Origin of the sequence: Tepidimonas aquatica, assembly GCF_007556585.1 — a bacterium.
GTDB lineage: Bacteria > Pseudomonadota > Gammaproteobacteria > Burkholderiales > Burkholderiaceae_C > Tepidimonas > Tepidimonas aquatica.
Genome location: NZ_VJNA01000007.1, coordinates 42073 through 63891 on the forward strand (window position 1 = coordinate 42073; position 21819 = coordinate 63891).

Consider the following 21819-nt stretch of genomic DNA (forward strand, 5'->3'; position numbering starts at 1 on the left):
GTCGAATCCCCAGACCCAGCGCGGCCCCGGTGTTAGGACGGACGCTTGCAGGGTCATCCCTTTTTCGAGGACAGTTACGCCATGCAGATGCTCTACAACTCCGACAGCTTTGCGGTGGTCCACATCCTGGCCAACGCGCAGGAGGTGGCCAGCGCTGCCAGCGGCGAATCCACCGGGCCGGTGCTGCCGCGCCACGGTTTCGAAATCGTGGACAAGCGCTCCGGCAAGGAGGTGTACCTGGACGGCTCGTGGGCCGAGCTGTTCCAGCGCCAGATCGAAGCCTGGCAGCGCGAGCACCCGACCCAGGAAGAGGTCGAAGAAGCGCTGGAGCGCTACGCGACACTGGCGCAAACCCCGGTGGTGGTGCACTGACGCTGCCCGCCTGGTCGGCGCGGACCAGGCGGGGGGCCAGCAGCGTGTGGACGCTCAGTCGAACGGCCGCGGCCGCAGTGTCTTCTCGTTGGACGGCGGCAGGATCGGCAGGCGGAGCACCGGCTGCTCGCCCGTCAGCGTCTTCAGGAAAGCGACGATCTGCGCGTTTTCCTGCTCGGTGAACTTGCGGCCGAGCTGCAGCCGGCCCATGATGTCCACCGCCTCGGCCAGCGTCCAGGCCGCGCCGTCGTGGAAGTACGGGTAGGTCAGCTCGACGTTGCGCAGCGTCGGCACCTTGTAGCTGAAGCGGTCGGCGTCCTTGCCGGTGACGGCGGCGCGGCCGTCGCCGGCGCCCTTGTACGGCTCGACGATGCCCATTTTCTGGAACGAGTTGCCGCCCAGGTTCGGGCCGTTGTGGCAGGCCACGCAGCCGCTCTCGTTGAACAGCTTGTAGCCGGCCAGCTCGTCCTTGGTCAGCGCGTCCTTCTTGCCCAGCAGGTACTGATCGAAGCGCGAGTTGGGCGTCACCAGCGTTTTCTCGAACTCGGCGATGGCGTCGGTCACCATGTCGATGTCGATCTTGTCCTTGCCGTAGATCAGCTTGAACTCGCGCGCGTACGCCGGGATCGACTGCAGCACGTCCACCGCCAGCGTGTGCTGGAACGCCATCTCGCCGGGGTTGGCGATCGGCCCGCCGGCCTGCTCCTTCAGATCAGCGGCGCGACCGTCCCAGAACTGCGCCAGGTTCAGCGCCGAGTTCAGCACCGTCGGCGCGTTGATCGGCCCTTTTTGCCACTTGTGCCCGATGGAGGTGCTCAGGTTGTCCGAGCCGCCCATGCTCAGGTTGTGGCACGAGTTGCACGAGATGAAGCCCGACTGAGACAGGCGCGGGTCGAAGAACAGCTTCTTGCCCAGCTCGACCTTGCCGAGGTCGACCGACTTGGGCGGTTGGATCGGGGCATAGAGTTGGTCGAATGAACGCTCTTGCGCCACCACGGCCAGCGCGGCAGCGGCCACCGCGCCGGCCACCAGGGTCACGCGGGCGAGACGACGTTTGCGGGAGTTCATGATGAGTCCTTTCTTGGTCTGCGGATTGCCAGTCGGTGCCCATCCGGCAATGGCAAAAACCATTTTGGACTCGTGGTTTTCAGGTGCGATTGACCTCGATCAAAAAGTCACCCGAACTGGATAGAACTCGACAATCGCAATCATTGCCCGCATCTATCGGGTGCGCCCGCGTCCCGCCCGCTCACTCCTCCAGCAGGCTGCGCAGCATCCACGCCGTCTGCTCGTGCACCGACAGGCGCTGCGTCAGCAGGTCGGCGGTCGGCTCGTCGTGCGCCTCGTCCACCAGCGGGAACAGGCCGCGCGCGGTGCGCGCCACCGCCTCGTGGCCCAGCGCCAGGATGCGCACCATCTCCATCGCCTTCGGCGGCTCGGCCGGCGCGTCCGGCAGCGAGCTCAGGCGCGCGTACTGCGCGTACGAGGCCGGCGCCACATGCCCGAGCGCGCGGATGCGCTCGGCGATCGGGTCGATGGCGTTCCACAGCTCGGTGTATTGCTGCATGAACATGTCGTGCAGGCTGTTGAACATCGGCCCGGTGACGTTCCAGTGGAAGTTGTGCGTCGTCAGGTACAGCGTGAAGGTGTCGGCCAGCAGCCGCTCCAGCCCCTGCGCGATGGCGGCGCGCTGCGCCGGCGCGATGCCGATGTCCACCGGGGTGGCGGCGCGGCTGGCGGTCTTGGTGGTGTTCTTCTTGGCCATGGTCGTCAAGCTCCTCGACAGGGTTGGGGGTACGAAATCGGTGTCACACCCCATCATAGCGGCACCGCGCCGATAATGGGCGCATGACGACCGACCCGGCACGCCGGCGCTGGCTGCGGCACGGGGCCGTCGCCACGCTGGCGGCGCTGGCCCCGTGGGCGGGTGCGCGCGCCCGCACGGCGGCGGGCGACGACGCGCGCGCCGTGGTGAGCGACGAGCAGGCGCGGCTGGCCTGGGTGCGCGCGCGGCTGGCGGCGCTGCCGGGCGCGGCCGACTGGCTGCTGCTGGGCGAGCAGCATGACGCCGACGCCCACCAGTGGCTGGAGGCCGCCGCGGTGCAGGCGCTGGCGCGGCATGGGCGGCTGGCCGCGCTGGTGCTGGAAATGGCCGAGCGCGGCCGCGACACCGCGGCGCTGGCCCCCGACGCCGACGAGGCCGCGGTGCGCGCGGCGCTGGCTTGGCACGACGCCGGCTGGCCGTGGCGGCGCTACGGCCCGGTGGTGATGGCGGCGGTGCGCGCCGGCGTGCCGGTGGCCGGCGGCAACCTGCCGCGGCACCAGCACGGCGAGGTGATGCGCGACACCGCCTGGGACGACACGCTGCCGGATGCGCACCAGCGCGCCGCGCTGCACCGCGCGCTGGACGAAGGCCACTGCGGCCTGCTGCCGGCCGCGCAGCTGCCGGCGATGGCGCGCATCCAGCTGGCGCGCGACGACGCGATGGCCGCCACGCTGCTGGAGCGGCGCAGCCCGGGCCGCACGGTGCTGCTGGTGACCGGCGCGCAGCACGCCCGGCGCGACCGCGGCGTGCCGCACCACCTGGCGCGCCGCGCCGGCACGGACGCCGCGCGCGCCTGCCTCAGCATCGAGCTGCGCGCCACCGACGCCGCGCGCGCCAAGCCCGACCCGGCGTTCGATGCGCTGTGGCTGACGCCGGCGGTCGCGGCCGTCGATCACTGCGCCGGGCTGCGCGGCCACGGCTGAAGGCACCGCTGCCGCCCCCGCGCGCCGTCAGGGCCACGCCACGAGTGGCTCCGGCGCGGCGGGCCCGGCGGCCTGCAGCGCCTGCGCGACGACGCGCAGCACCTCGGCGCCGTAGGCGGCGCGCTTCTTCTCGCCCAGGCCTGGGATGCCGTCCAGGTCGCCGTCGCAGGCCGGCTGGCGCTGCGCCAGCGCCACGAGCGTGGCGTCGTGGAAGATCACGTAGGCCGGCAGGTCGTGCGCACGCGCCACCTCGGCGCGCCAGCGCTTCAGCGCCGCCAGCACCTCGCGCTCGCGCAGCGGCAGGCGTGCCTCGCTGGCCAGTGCCCGCGCCTGCCGGGTGGCGCGCCCACGGCCTGCCCCGCTGGGCGCCGCGGCCACCCGCAGCCGTACCGCTTGCTCACCGCGCAGGATGGGCCGCGCCGCGGCGGTCAGATGCAGGGTGTGAAACTCGCCCGCCACCTGCACCGCACCCAACGCCACCAGTTGGCGCAGCACGCGGCGCCACTCGGTCTCGTCCAGCTCGCGCCCGATCGCCCACGTCGACAGCCGTTCGTGTCCGTGCTGGCGCACCTTGTCGGTGGCCTGCCCGCGCAGCACGTCGATGACGTGCCCCGCCCCCCACGCCTGCCCGGTTTGTTGCAGGCGGTAGATGCACGACAGCAGCTTGCGCGCGGCTTCGGTGGCGTCCCAGGTCTGGGGCGGCGCCAGGCAGTTGTCGCAGTTGCCGCAGGGGCTGCTGGCCTCGCCAAAGTAGGCCAGCAGCTGCTGGCGGCGGCAGGTGGTGGACTCGGCCAGCGCCAGCAGCGCGTCCAACTTGCCGCGCTGCACGCGCTTGAAGTCGTCGCTGGCTGCGCTGTCGTCGATCAGGCGGCGCTGCTGCACCACGTCGCCCAGGCCGTAGGCCATCCAGGCGTTGGCCGGCTCGCCGTCGCGGCCGGCGCGGCCGGTCTCCTGGTAGTAGCCCTCGATGTTCTTGGGCAGGTCTACGTGGGCCACGAAGCGCACGTCCGGCTTGTCGACGCCCATGCCGAAGGCGACCGTGGCCACCATCACCAGCCCCTCCTCGCGCAGGAAGCGGTCCTGGTGGCGCTGGCGCGTGGCGGCATCCAGCCCGGCGTGGTAGGGCAGCGCCTGCAAACCCGCCGCCTGCAGCCGCGCGGCCACCGCTTCGACCTTGCGGCGCGAGGCGCAGTAGACGATGCCGCTGTCATGGTGGCCGTCGGGCAGGGTGTGCTCGTCGCCAATGAAGCGCAGCAACTGGCGCAGCGTGTCGCGCTTTTCGACAATGGTGTAGCGGATGTTGGGCCGGTCGAAACTCGCCACGAAGGTGCGCGCTTGCTGCAGGTGCAGATGCGCCACGATGTCGGCCCGGGTCAGTGCGTCGGCGGTGGCCGTCAGCGCCACGCGCGGCACACCGGGCAGCCGCTCGGCCAACACCGCCAGCTCACGGTACTCGGGCCGGAAGTCATGCCCCCATTGGCTGACGCAGTGCGCCTCGTCGATGGCCAACAGCGCCAGCCGCCCCGCCGCGTGCAGCGCCTGCAATCGGGCAACAAAGCGCGGGGTGACCAAACGTTCCGGCGCCGCGTACAGCAGCGTCAGTTCGCCACGCACCAGGCGCTGCTCGACCTCGGCGGCCTGCGCGGGGGTTAGCGTGGAGTTGAGGTACGCGGCCTCCACCCCGGCCTCGCGCAGCGCCCCCACTTGGTCGTGCATCAGCGCGATCAGCGGCGACACGACGATCGTCACGCCCAGCCCGGCGCGTTGGCGCACGATGGCCGGGATCTGGTAGCACAACGACTTGCCGCCCCCGGTGGGCATCAGCACCAGCGCGTCGCCACCGGCGGCCACGTGGGCCACCACGTCGGCCTGCAACCCCCGGAAGTCCGCGTAGCCGAACACCTCGGCCAGCACGGCGCGGCCTGCCTGCAGCGCCTGTGCGGGCGTGAGCGCGCTCACATCTGTTCCCAGGGCAGCCCCTCGAAGCGCCAGCCGTTGCGGCTGGAGCGGTGGAAGTGCTCGTCCAGCTCGCCCTCGAAGCCGTGCACCACGTGCGCCACGTCGGTGAACCCGGCGGCCTCCAGCGCCGCGCCGGCGTCCAGCGTGCGCTTGCCGCTGCGGCAGATCAGCAGCACCGGGCGGTCCAGCCGGCCGGCCTCCTGCAGCACCTTGCGCGCAAAGCCCTGCGGATCCGGCCTCAGGTCGGGGTACTCGTACCACGGGATGTTGACCACGCCCGGCGGGCGGCCGACGTAGAGCGACTCGATCTCCATGCGCACGTCGACGAACAGCGGCTGCTCGTCCGGCGGCAGCCCACGCTGCGCCTGCAGCCAGGCCCACGCCTCCTTCGGCAACCAATGCCGCATCGCGCGCCCCGCCCTCAACCCTGCGCCGCCAGCTTGCGCGCCGCTTCCAGCGCAAAGTAGGTCAGCACGCCGTCGGCACCGGCGCGCTTGAAGGCCAGCAGGCTCTCCATCATCACCGCATCGTGGTCCAGCCAGCCGTGGGCAGCGGCGGCCTTCAGCATCGCGTACTCGCCGCTGACCTGGTAAGCAAAGGTCGGCACCTTGAACTCGTCCTTGACGCGGCGCACCACGTCCAGGTACGGCATGCCAGGCTTGACCATCACCATGTCGGCCCCCTCGGCCAAGTCCAGCGCCACCTCGCGCAGCGCCTCGTCGGAGTTGGCCGGGTCCATTTGATACACCTTCTTGTCGGCCTTGCCGAGGTTGGCGGCGCTGCCGACCGCGTCGCGAAACGGCCCGTAAAAGCTGCTGGCGTACTTGGCGCTGTAGGCCATGATGCGCGTGTGCACATGGCCGCGCGCCTCCAGCGCCTGACGGATGGCGCCGATGCGGCCATCCATCATGTCGCTGGGTGCGACGATGTCCACGCCGGCGGCGGCCTGCACCAGCGCCTGCTTGACCAGCACCTCCACCGTCGCGTCGTTGACGATGTAGCCGGTCTCATCCAGCAGGCCATCCTGCCCGTGGCTCGTGTAGGGGTCCAACGCCACGTCGGTCATGACCCCGAGGTCGGGCACTTTGGCCTTGAGCTCGGCCACCACGCGCGGGATCAGCCCGTCGGGGTTCCAGGCCTCGCGCCCGTCGGGGGTCTTCAGCGCCGGGTCGATCACCGGAAACAGCGCCAACACCGGGATGCCGAGGTCGGCGCACTCGCGCGCCACCGGCAGCAGCTGATCCAGGCTCAGGCGCTCCACCCCCGGCATCGAAGCCACCGGCTCGCGCCGGCCGTGGCCGTCCAGCACGAACACGGGGTAGATCAGGTCGTGCACCGTCAGGTGATGCTCACGCACCAGGTTGCGTGTGAACACGTCGCGGCGCAGGCGGCGCGGCCGCGACAGCGGATACGGGGCCGGATGGCCGGCGCAGGGGCTGGGCACGTTCATGGACCCGTATTGTGACGCGACTGCGCGGCGCACCTCATGCGCGCGGCACGCCCTGCGCGACCTCGACCACGCTGCGGTCGCGTCCCGCACCTTTGGCACGGTAGAGGCAGCGGTCGGCGCACACCAGCAGGCCGCGCAGCACCGCGGTCGCCTCCTCGGCGCTGGCCGCAGCCCCGGGGGTTGGAGCCGGCTGCCACACGCAGGCGCCGATGCTGGCCGTCAGCGCCAGTCCGGCCAGCGGGCGCTGCGCCACCGCCTGACGCAGCCGCTCGGCATGCGCCGCGGCCACCTGGGGGCCAAGACTGGGCAGCAGCAGCGCGAATTCCTCGCCGCCGTAGCGCACCAGCACATCCTCGGGGCGGACGTGCTCGCGCAGCCGCTGGGCCAGCGCCTGCAAGACCTGGTCGCCGCGGTCGTGGCCGTGCCGGTCGTTGACGTCCTTGAAGTGGTCCAGGTCCAGCATCATCGCCGTCAGCGGCTCGCCACCGCGCCAGGCGCGGCGCACGAGGCGCGGACCCAGATCGTCCAGCAGGTAGCGGTTGTGCAGCCCGGTCAGCGCGTCGGTGACCGCTTGGCGCATCATCAACGCATGCTGGCGGCGCACCTGTTGCAGCAGCCGCCAGTAGCGCACCAGGTTGCTGACGCGGGCGCGCAGCTCGTCGGCGTCGATCGGCTTGGTGACGTAGTCGTTGGCCCCGCGGCGCAGCATCTCCACGCGCCGCGCCCGCTCGTCGTAGCCGGTGTAGGCCAGCACCGGCAGCTCGGCCAGGTCATCGCGCCGGCTGCGGATGGCCGACAGCAGGCCCAGCCCCGTCAGCACCCCGGGCAGCACGACGTCGACGATGACGAGGTCGAAGGCCTGCTGCTCCAGCCGCTCGAGCGCTTCGTGCGCCCGCAGCACGTGCTCCACCTCCATGCCCAGCGGGGCCAGCGCCTCGGCAGTGGCCGCCGCCATGGTGGGCGAGTCCTCCACCAGCAGGATGCGCGCACGTTGCAGGTCGACCTGGCGGCGCAGCAGCGCGCGCAGGTGCGGCGCCAACTGCTCGGGTGCTGCGCGCAGCAGCACCTCGGTGAAGCCACCCTCCAGGGCGCTCAAGCGCAGCGATTCGGTGGCATCGCCCGTGATCAGCACCACCGGCAGCACCGCGCCGCCCGGCAGCTGGCGCAGCCGGCGCAACAGCTCCAGCGCCCCCATGTCCGGCAGGTGCCGCGACACCAGCACGACGTCCACACGCAGGTCACCGGCCAGCGCCAGCAGCGCTTCCTCTCCGTGGCCGAAGGCGTGCACGTCGGCACCTTCGGCCTGCAGCAGACCCTGCACGACCGCGCGCGCGGCGGCGTTGGCATCGATCAGGGCGACACGAACGGGCGGCGCAGCGGAGGCGGCGGTTTCGACCATCGGGCAACGGACGCTGGAGGAGCGCCCATCCTAACACGCACGGGGGCCAGCGCCCTCGGCCGCGCAGCGCGGGCAGAGGCAGGCGCGGCCGCGCGCCACCTCGGGCACGCGCGCCAGCAGATCCGGCGCGAAGGAGACGCGCGTGCACCAGCACGGCGGCTGCGGCTGACCGCTGCGGTGCTGCGCCTGCATCGCGCAGGCGTTGTCGCCGCCACACAGCGGGCAGCGAGCCGGATCGACGGTCGGCTCCTCGGCGGTCATCGGCGCCCCTCGTTCACCTCCGTGGCCGGCGCGTCGGGGGGCCCCCGGCGCTCAGCGCGCCGCCGCGGCGGCCTTGACCTTCTGCCGCCAGGCGTGCAGCAGCGGCTCGGTGTAGCCGCTGGGCTGCTCCTTGCCCTTGAACACCAGGTCCAGCGCCGCTTGGAACGCCATGCTGGCCTCGAAGTTCGGCGCCATCGGGCGGTAGGCCGGGTCGCCGGCGTTTTGCTGGTCGACCTTGCGCGCCATGCGCTCGAAGGTAGCGCGCACCTGCTCAGGCGTCACCACGCCGTGGTGCAGCCAGTTGGCCACGTGCTGGCTGCTGATGCGCAGCGTGGCACGGTCCTCCATCAGGCCCACGTCGTTGATGTCGGGCACCTTGGAGCAGCCAATGCCCTGGTCCACCCAACGCACCACGTAGCCCAGGATGCCCTGGATGTTGTTGTCCAGCTCGGCTTGCTTGTCGGCCTCGCTCCAGTGGGGGGTGGACGCCACCGGCACGGTCAGCAAGCCGGTCAGCAGCGTGTCGCGCTCGGCGTCGGCGTCGATGCGCTCCAGCTCTTGCTGCACCGCCGCCACGTCCACCTGGTGGTAGTGCAGCGCGTGCAGCGTGGCCGCGGTGGGGCTGGGCACCCACGCGGTGTTGGCGCCGGCTTTGGGGTGGGCGATTTTTTGCTCCAGCATCGCGCGCATCAGGTCCGGCATCGCCCACATGCCCTTGCCAATCTGCGCGCGCCCGCGCAGCCCGCACTTGAGGCCCACCAGCACGTTGTTGCGCTCGTAGGCCTGGATCCAGGCGCTGGCCTTCATGTCGTTCTTGCGGATCATCGGGCCAGCCAGCATCGCGGTGTGGATTTCGTCGCCGGTGCGGTCCAGGAACCCGGTGTTGATGAAGGCCACGCGGCTGGCGGCCGCGGCGATGCACGCCTTGAGGTTGACGCTGGTGCGGCGCTCCTCGTCCATGATGCCCAGTTTGACGGTGCTGTCCGGCAGGCCCAGCATCTGCTCGACGCGCGCAAACAACTCGGCCGCAAACGCCACCTCCTTGGGCCCGTGCATCTTCGGCTTGACGATGTAGATGCTGCCGGCGCGGCTGTTGCGGATCGGCTCGCCGCTGGGCAGCTTGCCGTGACCCTGCAGGTCGTGCAGCGCGATGGTGGTGGTGATCACCGCGTCCATGATGCCTTCGGGGATTTCGCGCACGGTGCCGTCGGCGTCGGTGTACAGGATCGCGGGGTTGGTCATCAGGTGGCCGACGTTGCGCACGAACAGCAGCGAACGCCCGGGCAACACCACCTCGCCCTGCCCGTCGGGCGCGGTGTAGCGGCGGTCCCCGTGCAGGCCGCGCGTGAGCGTGCGGCCGCCTTTGTCAAAGCTCTCGGTCAACCAGCCTTGCATCATGCCCAGCCAGTTGCGGTAGCCCAGCACCTTGTCCTCGGCGTCCACCGCGGCCACCGAGTCCTCCAGGTCCAGGATCGTGGACAGCGCCGCCTCCACCACCACGTCGCACACACCGGCGCGGTCGGTCGCGCCAATGGGGTGGTTGCGGTCGATGCGGATGTCCAGGTGCAGCCCATGGTGGCGCAGCAAGACCGACGACGGGGCCGAGGGCGCGCCATGGTACCCCACGAACTGCGCCGGATCCTTGAGCCCGGTCACCGCGCCACCGGCCAGCGTCACCTGCAGACCGCCATTCACCACCGCGTACGCCGTGGCGTCGGCATGCGAGCCCTGCGCCAGCGGGGCGGCCTGGTCCAGCACGCCGCGCGCGTAGGCAATCACCTTGGCGCCGCGCTTGTCGTTGTAGCCGGGGCCTTTGGCGCAGCCGTCGTCCTCGGGGATCACGTCGGTGCCGTACAGGGCGTCGTACAGACTGCCCCAGCGTGCGTTGGCGGCGTTGAGCGCGTAGCGAGCGTTGAGGATCGGCACCACCAACTGCGGGCCGGCTTGCGTCGCCAGCTCGGCGTCGACGTTGGCGGTGGTCACGCGCACCTCGCCGGGCGGGGGCACCAGGTAGCCGATCGTCTCCAAAAATTGGCGGTAACCGGCCATGTCGCGGATCGGGCCCGGGTTGGCGCTGTGCCACTTGTCCAGCTCGGCCTGCAGGCGGTCGCGCTCGGCCAGCAGCGCGCGGTTTTTCGGCGCCAGGTCGGCCACGATGGCGTCAAACCCGCGCCAGAAGCGCTCGCTGTCGATGCCGGTGCCCGGCAACACCTGCTCTTCGATAAAACGGTACAAGACGTCGGCCACCTGCAGGCGGCCCTTGGTCACGCGGGGCGTAGACATGGGTGCAATCTCCGTGATACAGGGCGGCGCAAGGCCGGATCAGGCGAACTTTAGCGCAAGCCAACATCACGATCGAGCCCCTATCAGGCCATAGACTCATGACTTTTAGTTGCATAATTTGGCATGGACAAGCTCAAGGCCATCGAAACCTTCGTCGCCGTGGCGCAGCGCGGCAGCCTGGCCGCCACCGCCCGCGCCGAAGGGGTGGTGCCGGCGGTCATCGGGCGACGGCTCGACGCGCTGGAGGAGCACCTGGGCGTCAAGCTGCTCGTGCGCACCACGCGGCGGCTGACGCTCACGCCGGAGGGCAGCGCCTTTTTGGAAGACTGCCAGCGCCTGCTGGCCGACCTGGCGCAGGCCGAAGCCAATGTCAGCGCCGGCGGCAGCCGGGTGCGCGGCCACCTGCGCGTAACCGCCCCGGCGGGCTTTGGGCGCCGCCGCGTCGCGCCGCTGGTGCCGCTCTTTCGGCAACAGTACCCGGAGGTCACCGTGTCGCTCAACCTCAGCGACCGCGTGGTGGACCTGGTGGCCGAGGGCTACGACTGTGCGGTACGGGTCGGCGACTTGCCCGACTCGTCACTGGTCAGCGTCAGACTGGCCGACAACCGCCGCCTGGTCGTGGCGGCCCCCGACTACCTGCGCCGCCGCGGCACCCCGCAAACGCCGCACGACCTGCTGCAGCACGACTGCCTGCTGCTGTCGTCCGAGGCGTCGCAAACGCGCGGCTGGGCCTTCACCGTCCCGGACGAAGCCGGCCGCCGCAAGGTGATCCACATTCGCCCGCGCGGCCCGCTGGACTGCACCGACGGTCAGGTGTTGTACGAATGGTGCCTGGCCGGCCTGGGCCTGGCATGGCGCAGCACCTGGGAAGTGCAGGCCGACCTCGACGCCGGCCGCCTGGTCGCCGTGCTGGACGATTACGCCGCCCCCCCCAATGGCATCTACGCCGTCTTCCCCACCGCCCGCCACCTGCCGCGGCGCGTGCGGGCCTGGATCGATTTTCTAAAGGACCACTATGGGCGGGCGGAGTTTTGGGGGGCCAACAAGTCCCTTTGATTCCTGCTCCAAATGAAAAGCCCAGCAAGCAAGCTTGCTGGGCGGATACAGGCTTTCGCCTTTATTGTAGCAACGGCTCTCACCCCGGATAGCTACAATGGCCGCATTATAAGGGAGATTCGTCGTGAGCCACAACAAGACACCGGAAAGTCTGGTCTTCGGATTCGACATCGGCATCGCCTCGGTCGGCTGGTGCGTGCTATCCGACACTCGTATCGTCGATCTTGGCGTGCGCTGCTTCGACAAGGCCGAAACCGCCAAGGACGGCGAGCCGCTGAATTTAGCGCGGCGCATCGCGCGCTTGATGCGCCGCCGGCTGCGCCGCCGTGCCTGGCGGCTGGTGAAGCTCGCCCGCCTGCTCAAGCGCGAGGGCTTGATCGCCCACCTCGACGAGGTACGCAGCCCCGCGCCCGTCTCGCCCTGGCGGCTGCGTGTCGAAGGGCTGGATCGCCGTTTGACGAGCGAAGAATGGGCGCGGGTGCTCTACCACCTCTGTAAGCACCGCGGCTTTCATTGGCTAAGCCGTGCCGAAGAGAAGAAGGCCGAAGGCGACAAGAAGGAAGGCGGCAAGGTCAAAGAGGGGCTCGCCAACACCCAGCGCCGCATGAAGGAGAAAAACTATCGAACCGCCGCCGAGATGGTGCTGGCCGAATTCCCGGACGCCTGGCGCAACAAGGCCGGCGCCTATGACAAGTCGCTCTCCCGCGCTCTATTGGCGGACGAACTGGCCCTGTTGTTCCAGCGCCAGCGCGAACTCGGCAACCCACATGCCGGTACGGCGTTGGAGGCGAAGATTCTCGGCACGGGCAACAGGAAGAGCGGCATCTTCTGGGAGCAAAAGCCGCCGCTGTCGGGCGAGGCGCTGCTCAAGATGCTGGGCCGCTGCACCCTCGAGAGAACGGGCGGGCCTGATGGCAAGGGCGAATACCGCGCGCCGAAGGCGAGCTTTACCGCCGAGCGCCACGTGTGGCTGACGCGCCTCAACAACCTGCGCCTCGTCGTCGATGGCGTCACCCGGCCGCTCACCGAGGCCGAACGGCAGATCATTTTGCCGCTACCTTACCGGCAAGCGGGCGACTTCAAGTACGAACACGTGCGCAAGGCGCTCACCAAGGCGGGGCTTGGCGATTTCACCTTCGCTGGCGTCAATGAGGACAAGGAAAAAGACGTGCTCGTCAAACTGCCCGCATGGCAGACGCTGCGTAAGGCGATGAAAGACAAGGGGCTCGAAACCGAGTGGGAGGGCCTGGCCGGGCGTGCCATTGGTGGCGACCCGGCGATGCTCGATGCCATCGCCTGGGTGCTCTCCGTCTTCAAGGACGGCGCCGAGGTCGAGGCCGAGCTCGCCAAGCTGAACCTACCGGGCGGCGAGAAGATGATCGAGGCGCTCTCGGAGGTGAGTTTCGACAAGTTCCACAACCTCTCGCTCAAGGCACTCCGAAAGATCGTGCCGCACATGGAGGGCGGCCTGCGCTACGACGAGGCCTGCCAGGCGGCCGGCTACCACCACAGCCAGCCGCAGGCTGGCGAGGGGAAAAAATCGCGCTTCCTGCCGCCGCTCTATTCCGGCCGCGACAAGGATGGCCGGATGATCTTCAATGACCGCTTGGACGTGCCGCGTAATCCCGTCGTGCTGCGCGCACTCAACCAGGCGCGCAAGGTGATGAATGCCTTGATCCGGGAATACGGCTCGCCTGCGGCCGTGCACATCGAGATGGCGCGCGACCTCTCACGGCCCTTTGACGAGCGCAACAAGATCCGAAAGGCGCAGGAGGAATACCGCGAGAAGAACGAAAAAGACAAAGCCGCCTTCGCCGCCGAATACGGCATCGCCGCGAAAAGCCGCGAGTTCGAGAAGTTCCAACTCTACCGCGAGCAGCAGGGCAAATGCGCCTACTCGCTCAAGCCGCTCGATCTGCACCGCGTGATCTTCGAGCCCGGTTATGCCGAGGTGGACCATGTCCTGCCCTATTCGCGCAGCTTCGACGACGGCAAGAACAACAAGGTGCTCTCGCTCACCGAGGAAAACCGTAACAAGGGCAACCGCACGCCCTACGAATACCTGATGGCGATCGACCCCTCGGGCGAGCGTTGGCGCGAGTTCGCCGCCTTTGTCGAAGCGAACAAGAACTACCGCCTCGCCAAACGCCAGCGTCTGTTGCGCAAGGATTTCACGGGCAAGGCCGCCGAGGAGTTCCGCGAGCGCAACCTGAACGACACGCGCTATATCTGCCGCTTCTTCAAGAACTGGGTCGAAAATCATCTTCAGCTCGCCGAAAAGGTCGAGGCCGACGGCACGGTGTTGCCCGTTGCCAAGCGCTGCGTGGTGTTGAACGGCCAGACCACCGCCTTCCTGCGCGCTCGCTGGGGCTTGCTGAAGATCCGCAGCGAGAGCGACCGCCACCATGCCCTCGACGCCGCCGTCGTCGCCGCTTGCAGCCACAGCATGGTCAAGCGTCTCGCCGATTATTCGCGGCGCAGGGAACTCGAAAACCTGCGCGCCGGCTTCCCCGACCCCGAGACCGGCGAAATCCTCGATCCGGCGATGTTCCAGCGCCTCGCCGAACATTTCCCCGAGCCTTGGCCGCATTTCCGCCAAGAGTTGCAGGCGCGCTTATTCGTGGACGACGCGGAGGAGCTACGCACTCGCCTGGAGGTGTTTGGCACCTATTCCAAGGAGGCGCTCGCCGCCGTGCGGCCGCTGTTCGTCTCGCGCGCGCCGCAGCGGCGAAATGGCGGCGCGGCGCATAAGGACACCATCTATGCTCAGCCTGAACGCTTGAAGGCCCAAGGCGGCGTGACACAGCGCGTGCCGCTGGCGAGCCTCAAGCTCGCCGACCTCGACAAGCTGATCGACCCGCACCGCAACGAGAAGCTCTACGCCGCGATCCGCGCGCGGCTCGAAGCGCACGGCGGCAAGGGTGAGAAGGCCTTCCCGCCCGACAACCCGCTGCGCAAACCCGACCGTGACGGCAACCCGACCGGCCCGATCGTGCGCACCGTGACGCTGGTGATCGACAAGCTCTCGGGCATTCCCATGCGCGGCGGCATCGCCAAGAACGACACCATGCTGCGCGTCGACGTCTTCCGCCACAAGAAGGACGGCAAATTCCATCTCGTGCCAATCTACGTGCATCACGCGGCGATCTACCGGCGAACCGGCGAGCTGCCAAACCGGGCGATCGTCGCGTTCAAGGATGAGGAGGACTGGACGCTGATCGATGACCAGAATTTCGACTTTCTGTTTTCTGCGCACCCCAATGATTTTTTACGTATCGCTTTGAAACAGGAAGTACTCTCAGGCTATTTCGCCAGCTGCGACCGTTCGACTGGAAATATCGGCCTTTGGGCGCATGACCGCAACTCCGGTGTCGGCAAGGATGGCTTCATCCGCACCGGCGTAAAAACCGCAACTGCTTTCGAGAAATTCCACGTCGACGTCCTCGGCAACCTCTACCCCGCGCCGAAGGAGGTGCGCCGTGGTCTGGCGTAGCGTGATGATCTCGCGTCCGGCGCGGCTGCGGCGGGCGCATTATTCGCTCGCCATCGAGCAGGAAGAAACCGCCTTCGTGCCCTTCGAGGACATCGCGGTGATCGTGCTCAATCACCGCGAGATCACGCTCACGCACCCGGTGTTGTCGGCTTGCGCCGAATACGGGATCGGCCTTTATGCGACCGGGCACAATCACCAACCCGCAGGCATCTTTTTGCCTTTTCTTTCGCACTCGCGCAGCACGCGCATGATGCGCAAACAATTGGGCATTTCAAAACCAACGGCCAAGCAAGCCTGGGCCGAGATCGTGCGGCGCAAAATCGAAAACCAAGCCGCCTGCCTGGCGCTGAGCGCTCGCGCAGGCGCGGAGCGCTTGGCTTCTCATGCCCGCCGCGTGCGCTCAGGCGACCCCGATAATCTGGAGGCGCAAGCCGCGGCGTTTTATTTCGCCCAGCTATTTGGCAACGCTTTCAATCGCGCCGACGCGCATTGGACGAATGCCGCCCTCGATTATGGCTATGCCGTGTTGCGTGGCGCGATAACCCGCGGCTTGGTCGCGCACGGGCTGCACCCTAGCATCGGGCTGTTTCACGATAGCGAACAAAATGCCTTCAACCTGGCGGACGATTTGATCGAGCCGTTTCGGCCTCTTGTCGATCTGCATGTGGCGCAACACCCGGCGAGCACCACCGGAGATCTGACCCCAAGCGACAAAGAGGCCCTGGTGGCGCTGCTCAATGTGGATGTCGACATGCCTCAAGGGCAAATGTCCGTGCTGTCTGCCATCGAATATGCGGTCGAGGGCTTGGTCCGGGTCTATGAGGGCAAAGCCAAAGGTCTGGATCTACCCCGGCTGCTCGGCTTACAGCGTCACCGGCTGGAATACTGATGAGCGGCGAGACGAGGCGATACATGCGGCTGCTCGTCTTTTTCGACCTGCCCATGGTGACCAAGACCGAAAAGCGCGCCTACGTGCAGTTTCGTAGATTTTTGCTCAACGACGGCTACGACATGATCCAGTGGTCGGTGTATGGCAGGATACTGAATGGCATTGATGCAGAGAGCAAACACCTGGCACGCCTGATACAAAATCTGCCATCGCGCGGCTCGGTCCGGTGCATGACAGTAACGGAACGACAGTACGCCGGCATACGCTTGCTTGTTGGCAAGCCAGTTTCTCAAGAAAAAAACGTTACTGCCTCTCAGCTACTCCTTTTTTAGAAAAATTGAACAACGGCGCAAACTGGCTAAGTCACGCCCTGACAACGAGTTACGTGACGGGTATTGTAGCCATCCGGGGTGAGAGAGGGAGCTACAACAAGCGGGGCCGGGCCGTGCTGCCTTCTGGCATTGTAGCCATCCGGGGTGAGAGAGGGAGCTACAACCATCGACGGCACAAGCCGGGACAACGGCCGATTGTAGCCATCCGGGGTGAGAGAGGGAGCTACAACCGTCTCGCCGTAGCGGATGCGCTCGCGGCTATTGTAGCCATCCGGGGTGAGAGAGGGAGCTACAACAGATTTTCACCTGGCCGGACGATTGATGAATTTCAACCGTTTGCAGCACTCATTTTACCTTCGCACGCTTCAAACCATCGTTCTGCTTGTGATTTGCAATATGGCAACCACTTGCGCTGCCACAGAACAGCCGAATATCGGTCTACACGAAACGTGTCGCAAAGGCGATAGTCGATCGTTGTGCGTCGGCCTATCGTGGTGGACATGAACACCCCCCTCGCCATCCCCAGCCGCCAGGGCCAGGTCAGCGACGCCGAATGGCAGGTACGCATGGATTTGGCAGCCGCCTACCGGTTGGTGGCCGCCTTTCACTGGGACGACCTGGTTTTTACCCACATCACGGCGCGCGTACCGGGGACGGACGACCAGTTTTTGATCAACCCGTATGGCCTGCTGTTCGAGGAGATCACCGCGTCCAGCCTCATCAAGATCGACCTGCAGGGCAACAAGCTGGACGACAGCCCTTACCCGGTCAACCCGGCCGGCTTCACCATCCACAGCGCCATCCACGCGGCACGCCACGATGCGCAGTGCGTGCTGCATACGCACACGCTCAACGGCGTGGCGGTTTCGGCGCAAAAACAGGGGGTGCTGCCGCTGTCGCAGCAGTCGATCTTCGTGCTGGCCAGCCTGGCCTACCACGACTACGAAGGCGTGGCGCTGCGCGAGGACGAAAAGGCCCGGCTGGTGGCAGACCTGGGCGATGCGCATTTTTTGATGCTGCGCAACCACGGCCTGCTGACGCTGGGGCCGTCCGTAGCCGATGCCTTTCTGTCGATGTACCTGTTCGAAGCGGTGTGTGCGATTCAGGTGCGGGCGCAGGCGGGCGGCGGCGAGCTGATCCCCATCGACCCCGCCATCATCGGCACCGCCCAGGCCCAAGCCCGGCAGGTGACGCGCGGCCAGGGTGCGGGGGCGCTGACGTGGCCGGGCTTGTTGCGCCGGCTGGATCGGATCAATCCGGGCTATCGCCAATGAGCAGCGCCTCGCCGCGCCCCGCCGCAGCCACCACCCGCCCGTCCGCCGCCACCAGGCGGCTCAGCCCCCCATACCGCGTGTCGCCTTCCGCCCCGCAGGCGTTGGCGTAGGCGATGACCACGCGCGACTCGGCGGCCAAGCGCGGCAGCGTCAGGCACGGCGCGTCGTCGTAGGGCAGCATGTTGGCCGTGGGCACCAAAATCACGCGCGCCCCCTGCGCCGCTAGGGCGCGAACAGCGGCACGCTGCTCTACGTCGTAGCAGATCAACAGGCCGATGCGCCAGCCTTCCCAGTCAAACGGGGTACCCACTTCCTCGCCCGGCGAGAAGCGCTCGGCGTCTGCCGCGCCGAAAAGGTGCACTTTGCGGTGCACCCCCAGCCGCCGCCCGTCGGGGCCGATGGCTTGCGCTGCGTTGTAGGGTCGAGCGCCCGCGGGGTGCGACTCGGGCCAGCCATAGACGATGCCCAGGCGATGGCGCTGTGCGATGGCCGCGACCGCCTGCGCCCAGGGGCCGTCAGCCGGTTGCGCAAGCGCAGCCAACTGCGCGGGATCGATCATGTAGCCCGTCATCAACATTTCGGGCGTGACCAGCCAGTGCGCGCCGTGTTGCGCGGCTTGTGCTGCTGCGGCATCCAGGCACGCCAGTGCATGGCCGGCGTTTCCAGGCGAGGGGTGGGGCGTTTGCCAGAGGGCAATACGCAGCGATTGCGCTGGCCGCGCGTGGTCGTTCTCCGTTTGCATCCGTGCGTCCATGTCTGCAAGCGTAGCGCAACCTGTTTCCGGCAGATTCCCTCCGTGCACGGTGTCAATCCGGCAGCGCCACGGGCCCGATGTGGGGGTACCAATCGCCAGGGCCGGGGTTGTCCGGATGGCTGGCGCCCCCCAGGTGGCGCACGATGCCCCACACCGCGTTGAGGGCCGTTTGCACCGCGCCTTCCACCCACGCCGGCGTGAAGGAAATGTCGTCGCCCGCCAAGAAAATACCGCGCTCGCGCTCGGGCAGCGCGTCCTGCATGAAATGCCCGTACATCCGGTGGTTGTAGCGATAGTGGCCGGGTAGCGCCCCTTTGAAGGCGCCCAAAAAGTAGGGGTCGGCTTCCCACGAAATGGTGATCGGGTCACCGATGATATGGCTGGCGATGTCGACGTCGGGGTAGATCTTGCGCAGCGCGTCGAGCGCGAGTTGCACGCGCTTCGTGCTGTCGTAGGGCAGCATCTTGAGCGCGTCGCTCATCCACGCATACGACAAGCAGATGACGCCGGGCTTATCGGGCCCGTTGTCGAACAGATAGGTGCCGCGCGTGAGGCGGTCGGCGAGCGTCATGCCCATCACCGGCCAGCCGTTGGCGCGCAGGTCGTTCCAAAACGGGCGATCGACCATCACGAAGGTCTTGGACGACTGCATGTAGCGCGTGCGGTCCAGCGCCATCCAGAGTTTGTGCGAAAACAGCGACTCCTCGCACGCGATCTGTGTCGTGAGCAGCCAGCTCTGGCACGTGACCAACACCGCGTCGTAGCGGCGCGTCGTGCCCCAGGTGTCGGTCACTTCCAGCTGGCCGTTGCCCCCACGCTGGATGGCGCGCACTCCCGGGCGCGGTGCCCCGTGGTGCAGGCGGGCCAGCGTGGTGCCCTGCGGCCAGTGCTCGATGCGCGCCGGCGCGTGCTGCCAAAGGCCCATGGGCACCTGTTGCACACCGCCGACGATGTAGTGTTGGTTTTCGTCGCAACCGGTGAGCACGACGCGCAGGATTTCGAGCATGGAGTTGGGAAAGTCCGAATCCCACCCCCCGGTGCCAAAGCCCACCTGCCCAAACACCTCGCGGTGGTGAAAGCTCAAGCGACGAAACGCACTCGATTGCGCGACAAAGTCGTAGAACGTGCGGTCGTCCCAGCGCGGCACCAGCGCATCCCACAGCGCCTTGACCCGCTCCACGTCACGCTCGCGCATGGCGGTTTGCAGCGCGGTAAAACCCGCGCCCTCCTCCAGCGCGTCGGCCCAGGCTTGCGCCACCTCCTGGAACAGCGGTGGCAGATCCTGCAGCGTGCGCGCCCAGTGGGTCTGGCCCTCCAGATCGATAACGGTGCAGTTGGCCGCGGGCGTCAACGGGTTGGGGAACGGCCGGCTGCCCAACCCCAACAGATGGACGTAGTGGTAAAAACCCGTGGAGGACAGCGGGAAACGCATGCCGCCCAGCTCGGCAATCGCGCCCTGCCCGCCCTCGAAGGGCTGCGAGCGCAACCGCCCGCCCATGCGCGAGGCCTCGTACACCACGGGCTTGAGGCCCAGCTTCATCAGCTCATACGCCGCGGTCAGCCCCGCCATGCCGGCGCCGACGACGGCCACCTCGGTGCCGTAACGGCTAACCGGGACGCGGCCCAAACCGGCGTGGTGAGTGAGCCATTCGTCATAGGCGAAGGGAAAATCCGGGCCGAAGATCGTGATCGGTGCGTCGGGCGCGCGGCGCTGGGGCACGCGCAGGGTCATCGTGGACATGGGTCGTCTCCTCCTCAGATTCCATCATTCGAACAGGCTGATGAACAGGGCCGCTGCCGTGCCCCACATCATCAGGGCCACAAGGCCGTCGAGTGCGCGCCAGACCTTGAGCGAATTCAGCCGCCGCCCGAGCCAAAACGCCGCGCCGCCCAACAGCAAGAACCACACCACCGAGCCGGTCGCTGCCCCCAGGCCGAAGATGGGCTGCTGCGCGCCCCACGCCAACGACGCGGTACCGATGAGGACGGCCGTGTCCAGCCAGGCGTGCGGGTTGAGCCAGGAAAACGCCAGCGCGGCCCCGACGGCCTGCAGCGCACTGGTCGGCTGCGCGGCCGGCGTACCGATGGCGGGCACCTGGGGTGCCGCCGGCCCATACCAGAAGCGCCGCGCCGCTTGGTAACCATAGACGAGCAGGAACAAGATCCCCGCCCCGATCAACGCGCCGTGCAGCTTGTCCGACAAGCCGCCCAACTGCGCCAGGCCGGCCACGCCCAGGGCGATGAGCACGATGTCGGCCACCGCGCACGTGGCCACGGTCAGCCACAGGTGGCGCCGCTGCAAGCCGGTACGGATGACATGCGCATTTTGCGGGCCGATGGCCATGATGAGCGACAGGCTCATCACCAGGCCGGCGGTGAAGCTGGGGGCAGTCAAGATCATCGGCAGCACTCCTCTCGTTACACGCGAGTGTGCTCCCGACGCGCTACGGCATTAAGTATTTCAAAACGAACTTTACCTCATCAAGTTATTTTTTATTTGACCTCAAGCCACGCCGCGCGGGTTTGGGAGGGCGTCTCGCCGAAGAGCGTCTTGTACTCCCGTCCGAAGTGGCCCATGTGCCAAAAGCCCCAGCGAGCAGCGATCTCGGTGATGGTGTGCTGCGCCTCCAGCGGGCTTTGCAGGGCACGGCGGACAGCGTTGAGGCGGACCTCGCGCAGGTATGCAGCAGGGCTGATACCCATGACCTCGTGAAAACAGTTCTGCAACGTGCGCCGCGTCACGTGAAGAGCAGCGCACAGCGCTGTCAAATGGCTGAAGTCCTGCGGTCGCTCCAATATCAGCTCGCGCGCGCGCCGCACGAGAGTAAGGCGACGATGATGTCGCCCCACCATCACGGGCTGGACCTCTCGGGGTACCGCCAAGTCGCAGACAACCGTGAGCACCGCATGGTGTAACGCCTGGCGGCTGGCGTCGTGGCTCAAAACCTCTGGCGTACGTTCGACATTACTGAGCACCTCGCGCAGCAAACCGGTCAATCGCTGGCGCTGGGCAATGGTGAGGTGCTGCAACTGCATGCCAGACCATCCCGTGCTCGCAAACGACTGGCCGGTGCCGCACTCACCTCTCCCATCTCGCCAGTGCAGATGGCGCATCATGTCGCGGCCGTCCAAGACCACTCCGTAAAGGCCAACCCCTGCCGGCACGAAAAGGTCGAAAACCTGGTCATCGTTCGCCCACATCCACTGTTGGCTATCAACACTGCGGCCCATGTAGCGCAGACCCTGGGTATCCTCTGGCACGGGCATGCCAATCCACACCCCGCCCGACCAGGGGCGGCAATGCTGGGCCGTCGCGCAAGAAGCCCATTCTTCGAACACCTGCAGCCCAGGGGCGGCGACCTCCCGCACGACACCGCTGAAAACCCCGCGCGACACTTGCTCGTACTGCTGCTCCCAGGCGGACAGGTGGCTTGCATGCACATGCACGTCACTTGTGCGCTTGACACAAAACTGTGCAACCGAACTCGGCCCGGCCTCTTGGCTCACCCTGGCGTGCTCCATAGTGGTGCGATCTTTGGCAGATGAGCT

At 67.6% G+C, this 21819-nt stretch carries 19 protein-coding genes; 7 read left to right on the forward strand and 12 right to left on the reverse strand.

Features of this window, described 5'->3' with window-relative positions; genetic code table 11:
* Positions 1 to 81: 81 nt before the first annotated feature.
* Entirely contained in the window at positions 82 to 372 is a 291-nt protein-coding gene (locus tag Taqua_RS03710; RefSeq protein WP_132962350.1) for a BTH_I0359 family protein, read from the forward strand.
* Positions 373 to 426: 54 nt separating this feature from the next.
* Here Taqua_RS03710 and Taqua_RS03715 read toward each other — a convergent pair whose 3' ends face one another.
* Together Taqua_RS03715 and Taqua_RS03720 are read right to left on the reverse strand one after the other, a co-directional pair.
* Entirely contained in the window at positions 427 to 1440 is a 1014-nt protein-coding gene (locus Taqua_RS03715) for a cytochrome-c peroxidase (protein ID WP_144324851.1), read from the reverse strand.
* A 181-nt stretch (positions 1441 to 1621) separates the two neighbouring features.
* Positions 1622 to 2137: a Dps family protein gene (locus Taqua_RS03720; RefSeq protein WP_144324853.1), complete on the reverse strand. Its 516-nt coding sequence runs from the start codon at positions 2135 to 2137 to the stop codon at positions 1622 to 1624.
* Positions 2138 to 2220: 83 nt separating this feature from the next.
* Between Taqua_RS03720 and Taqua_RS03725 the strand changes: the two genes are divergently transcribed.
* Positions 2221 to 3120, forward strand: a complete 900-nt coding sequence (locus tag Taqua_RS03725; protein ID WP_144324856.1) for a ChaN family lipoprotein — start codon at positions 2221 to 2223, stop codon at positions 3118 to 3120.
* Positions 3121 to 3147: 27 nt separating this feature from the next.
* Here the strand turns inward: Taqua_RS03725 and recQ are convergent, their stop codons facing one another.
* Genes recQ through Taqua_RS03755 form a run of 6 tightly spaced genes read right to left on the reverse strand, consistent with a single transcriptional unit; the run spans position 3148 to position 10472 of the window.
* Entirely contained in the window at positions 3148 to 5079 is a 1932-nt protein-coding gene (gene recQ, locus Taqua_RS03730) for a DNA helicase RecQ (RefSeq protein ID WP_246094608.1), read from the reverse strand.
* Positions 5076 to 5486, reverse strand: a complete 411-nt coding sequence (locus tag Taqua_RS03735) for a rhodanese-like domain-containing protein (RefSeq protein ID WP_144324858.1) — start codon at positions 5484 to 5486, stop codon at positions 5076 to 5078. The genes recQ and Taqua_RS03735 overlap by 4 nt, the downstream gene beginning before the upstream one ends.
* A 14-nt stretch (positions 5487 to 5500) precedes the next feature.
* Entirely contained in the window at positions 5501 to 6529 is a 1029-nt protein-coding gene (gene hemB / locus Taqua_RS03740) for a porphobilinogen synthase (RefSeq protein ID WP_144324860.1), read from the reverse strand.
* 34 nt (positions 6530 to 6563) lie between these two features.
* Entirely contained in the window at positions 6564 to 7928 is a 1365-nt protein-coding gene (locus Taqua_RS03745) for a diguanylate cyclase (RefSeq protein ID WP_144324862.1), read from the reverse strand.
* 30 nt (positions 7929 to 7958) lie between these two features.
* Positions 7959 to 8189: a cysteine-rich CWC family protein gene (locus Taqua_RS03750; protein ID WP_144324864.1), complete on the reverse strand. Its 231-nt coding sequence runs from the start codon at positions 8187 to 8189 to the stop codon at positions 7959 to 7961.
* 51 nt (positions 8190 to 8240) lie between these two features.
* Positions 8241 to 10472, reverse strand: coding sequence for a malate synthase G (locus Taqua_RS03755; protein WP_144324866.1), 2232 nt, complete (start codon positions 10470 to 10472; stop codon positions 8241 to 8243).
* A 123-nt stretch (positions 10473 to 10595) separates the two neighbouring features.
* Between Taqua_RS03755 and Taqua_RS03760 the strand changes: the two genes are divergently transcribed.
* The 5 genes from Taqua_RS03760 to Taqua_RS03780 all read left to right on the forward strand — a co-directional run bounded on the left by Taqua_RS03760 (position 10596) and on the right by Taqua_RS03780 (position 17516).
* The gene (locus Taqua_RS03760; RefSeq protein ID WP_144324868.1) at positions 10596 to 11528 is read left to right on the forward strand and encodes a LysR family transcriptional regulator; all 933 of its coding nucleotides are present in this window, start codon (positions 10596 to 10598) and stop codon (positions 11526 to 11528) included.
* A gap of 124 nt (positions 11529 to 11652) precedes the next feature.
* Positions 11653 to 15021 (forward strand): type II CRISPR RNA-guided endonuclease Cas9, encoded by a 3369-nt coding sequence (cas9, locus tag Taqua_RS03765; RefSeq protein ID WP_144324870.1) that lies wholly within the window; start codon positions 11653 to 11655, stop codon positions 15019 to 15021.
* Positions 15008 to 15910 (forward strand): type II CRISPR-associated endonuclease Cas1, encoded by a 903-nt coding sequence (gene cas1, locus Taqua_RS03770; protein WP_246094609.1) that lies wholly within the window; start codon positions 15008 to 15010, stop codon positions 15908 to 15910. The genes cas9 and cas1 overlap by 14 nt, the downstream gene beginning before the upstream one ends.
* 23 nt (positions 15911 to 15933) lie before the next feature.
* Positions 15934 to 16242: a CRISPR-associated endonuclease Cas2 gene (cas2, locus tag Taqua_RS03775; protein WP_144324872.1), complete on the forward strand. Its 309-nt coding sequence runs from the start codon at positions 15934 to 15936 to the stop codon at positions 16240 to 16242.
* Between the two features lie 500 nt (positions 16243 to 16742).
* Positions 16743 to 17516 carry a class II aldolase/adducin family protein gene (locus tag Taqua_RS03780; protein WP_144324874.1) on the forward strand — a complete coding sequence of 258 codons (774 nt, stop codon included), beginning with the start codon at positions 16743 to 16745 and terminating at the stop codon, positions 17514 to 17516.
* On the opposite strand, the gene Taqua_RS03785 is transcribed toward Taqua_RS03780, so the two are convergent.
* The 4 genes from Taqua_RS03785 to Taqua_RS03800 all read right to left on the reverse strand — a co-directional run bounded on the left by Taqua_RS03785 (position 17494) and on the right by Taqua_RS03800 (position 21777).
* Entirely contained in the window at positions 17494 to 18270 is a 777-nt protein-coding gene (locus Taqua_RS03785) for a nitrilase-related carbon-nitrogen hydrolase (RefSeq protein WP_144324876.1), read from the reverse strand. The two genes, Taqua_RS03780 and Taqua_RS03785, sit on opposite strands and share 23 nt — an antisense overlap.
* A 52-nt stretch (positions 18271 to 18322) precedes the next feature.
* On the reverse strand, positions 18323 to 20011 hold the full coding sequence (locus tag Taqua_RS03790) for a flavin monoamine oxidase family protein (protein WP_281287762.1): 1689 nt from the start codon (positions 20009 to 20011) through the stop codon (positions 18323 to 18325).
* Between the two features lie 24 nt (positions 20012 to 20035).
* Positions 20036 to 20671 carry a LysE/ArgO family amino acid transporter gene (locus Taqua_RS03795; protein ID WP_144324878.1) on the reverse strand — a complete coding sequence of 212 codons (636 nt, stop codon included), beginning with the start codon at positions 20669 to 20671 and terminating at the stop codon, positions 20036 to 20038.
* A gap of 92 nt (positions 20672 to 20763) precedes the next feature.
* On the reverse strand, positions 20764 to 21777 hold the full coding sequence (locus Taqua_RS03800) for a helix-turn-helix domain-containing protein (RefSeq protein ID WP_185969547.1): 1014 nt from the start codon (positions 21775 to 21777) through the stop codon (positions 20764 to 20766).
* Between the last annotated feature and the right edge of the window lie 42 nt (positions 21778 to 21819).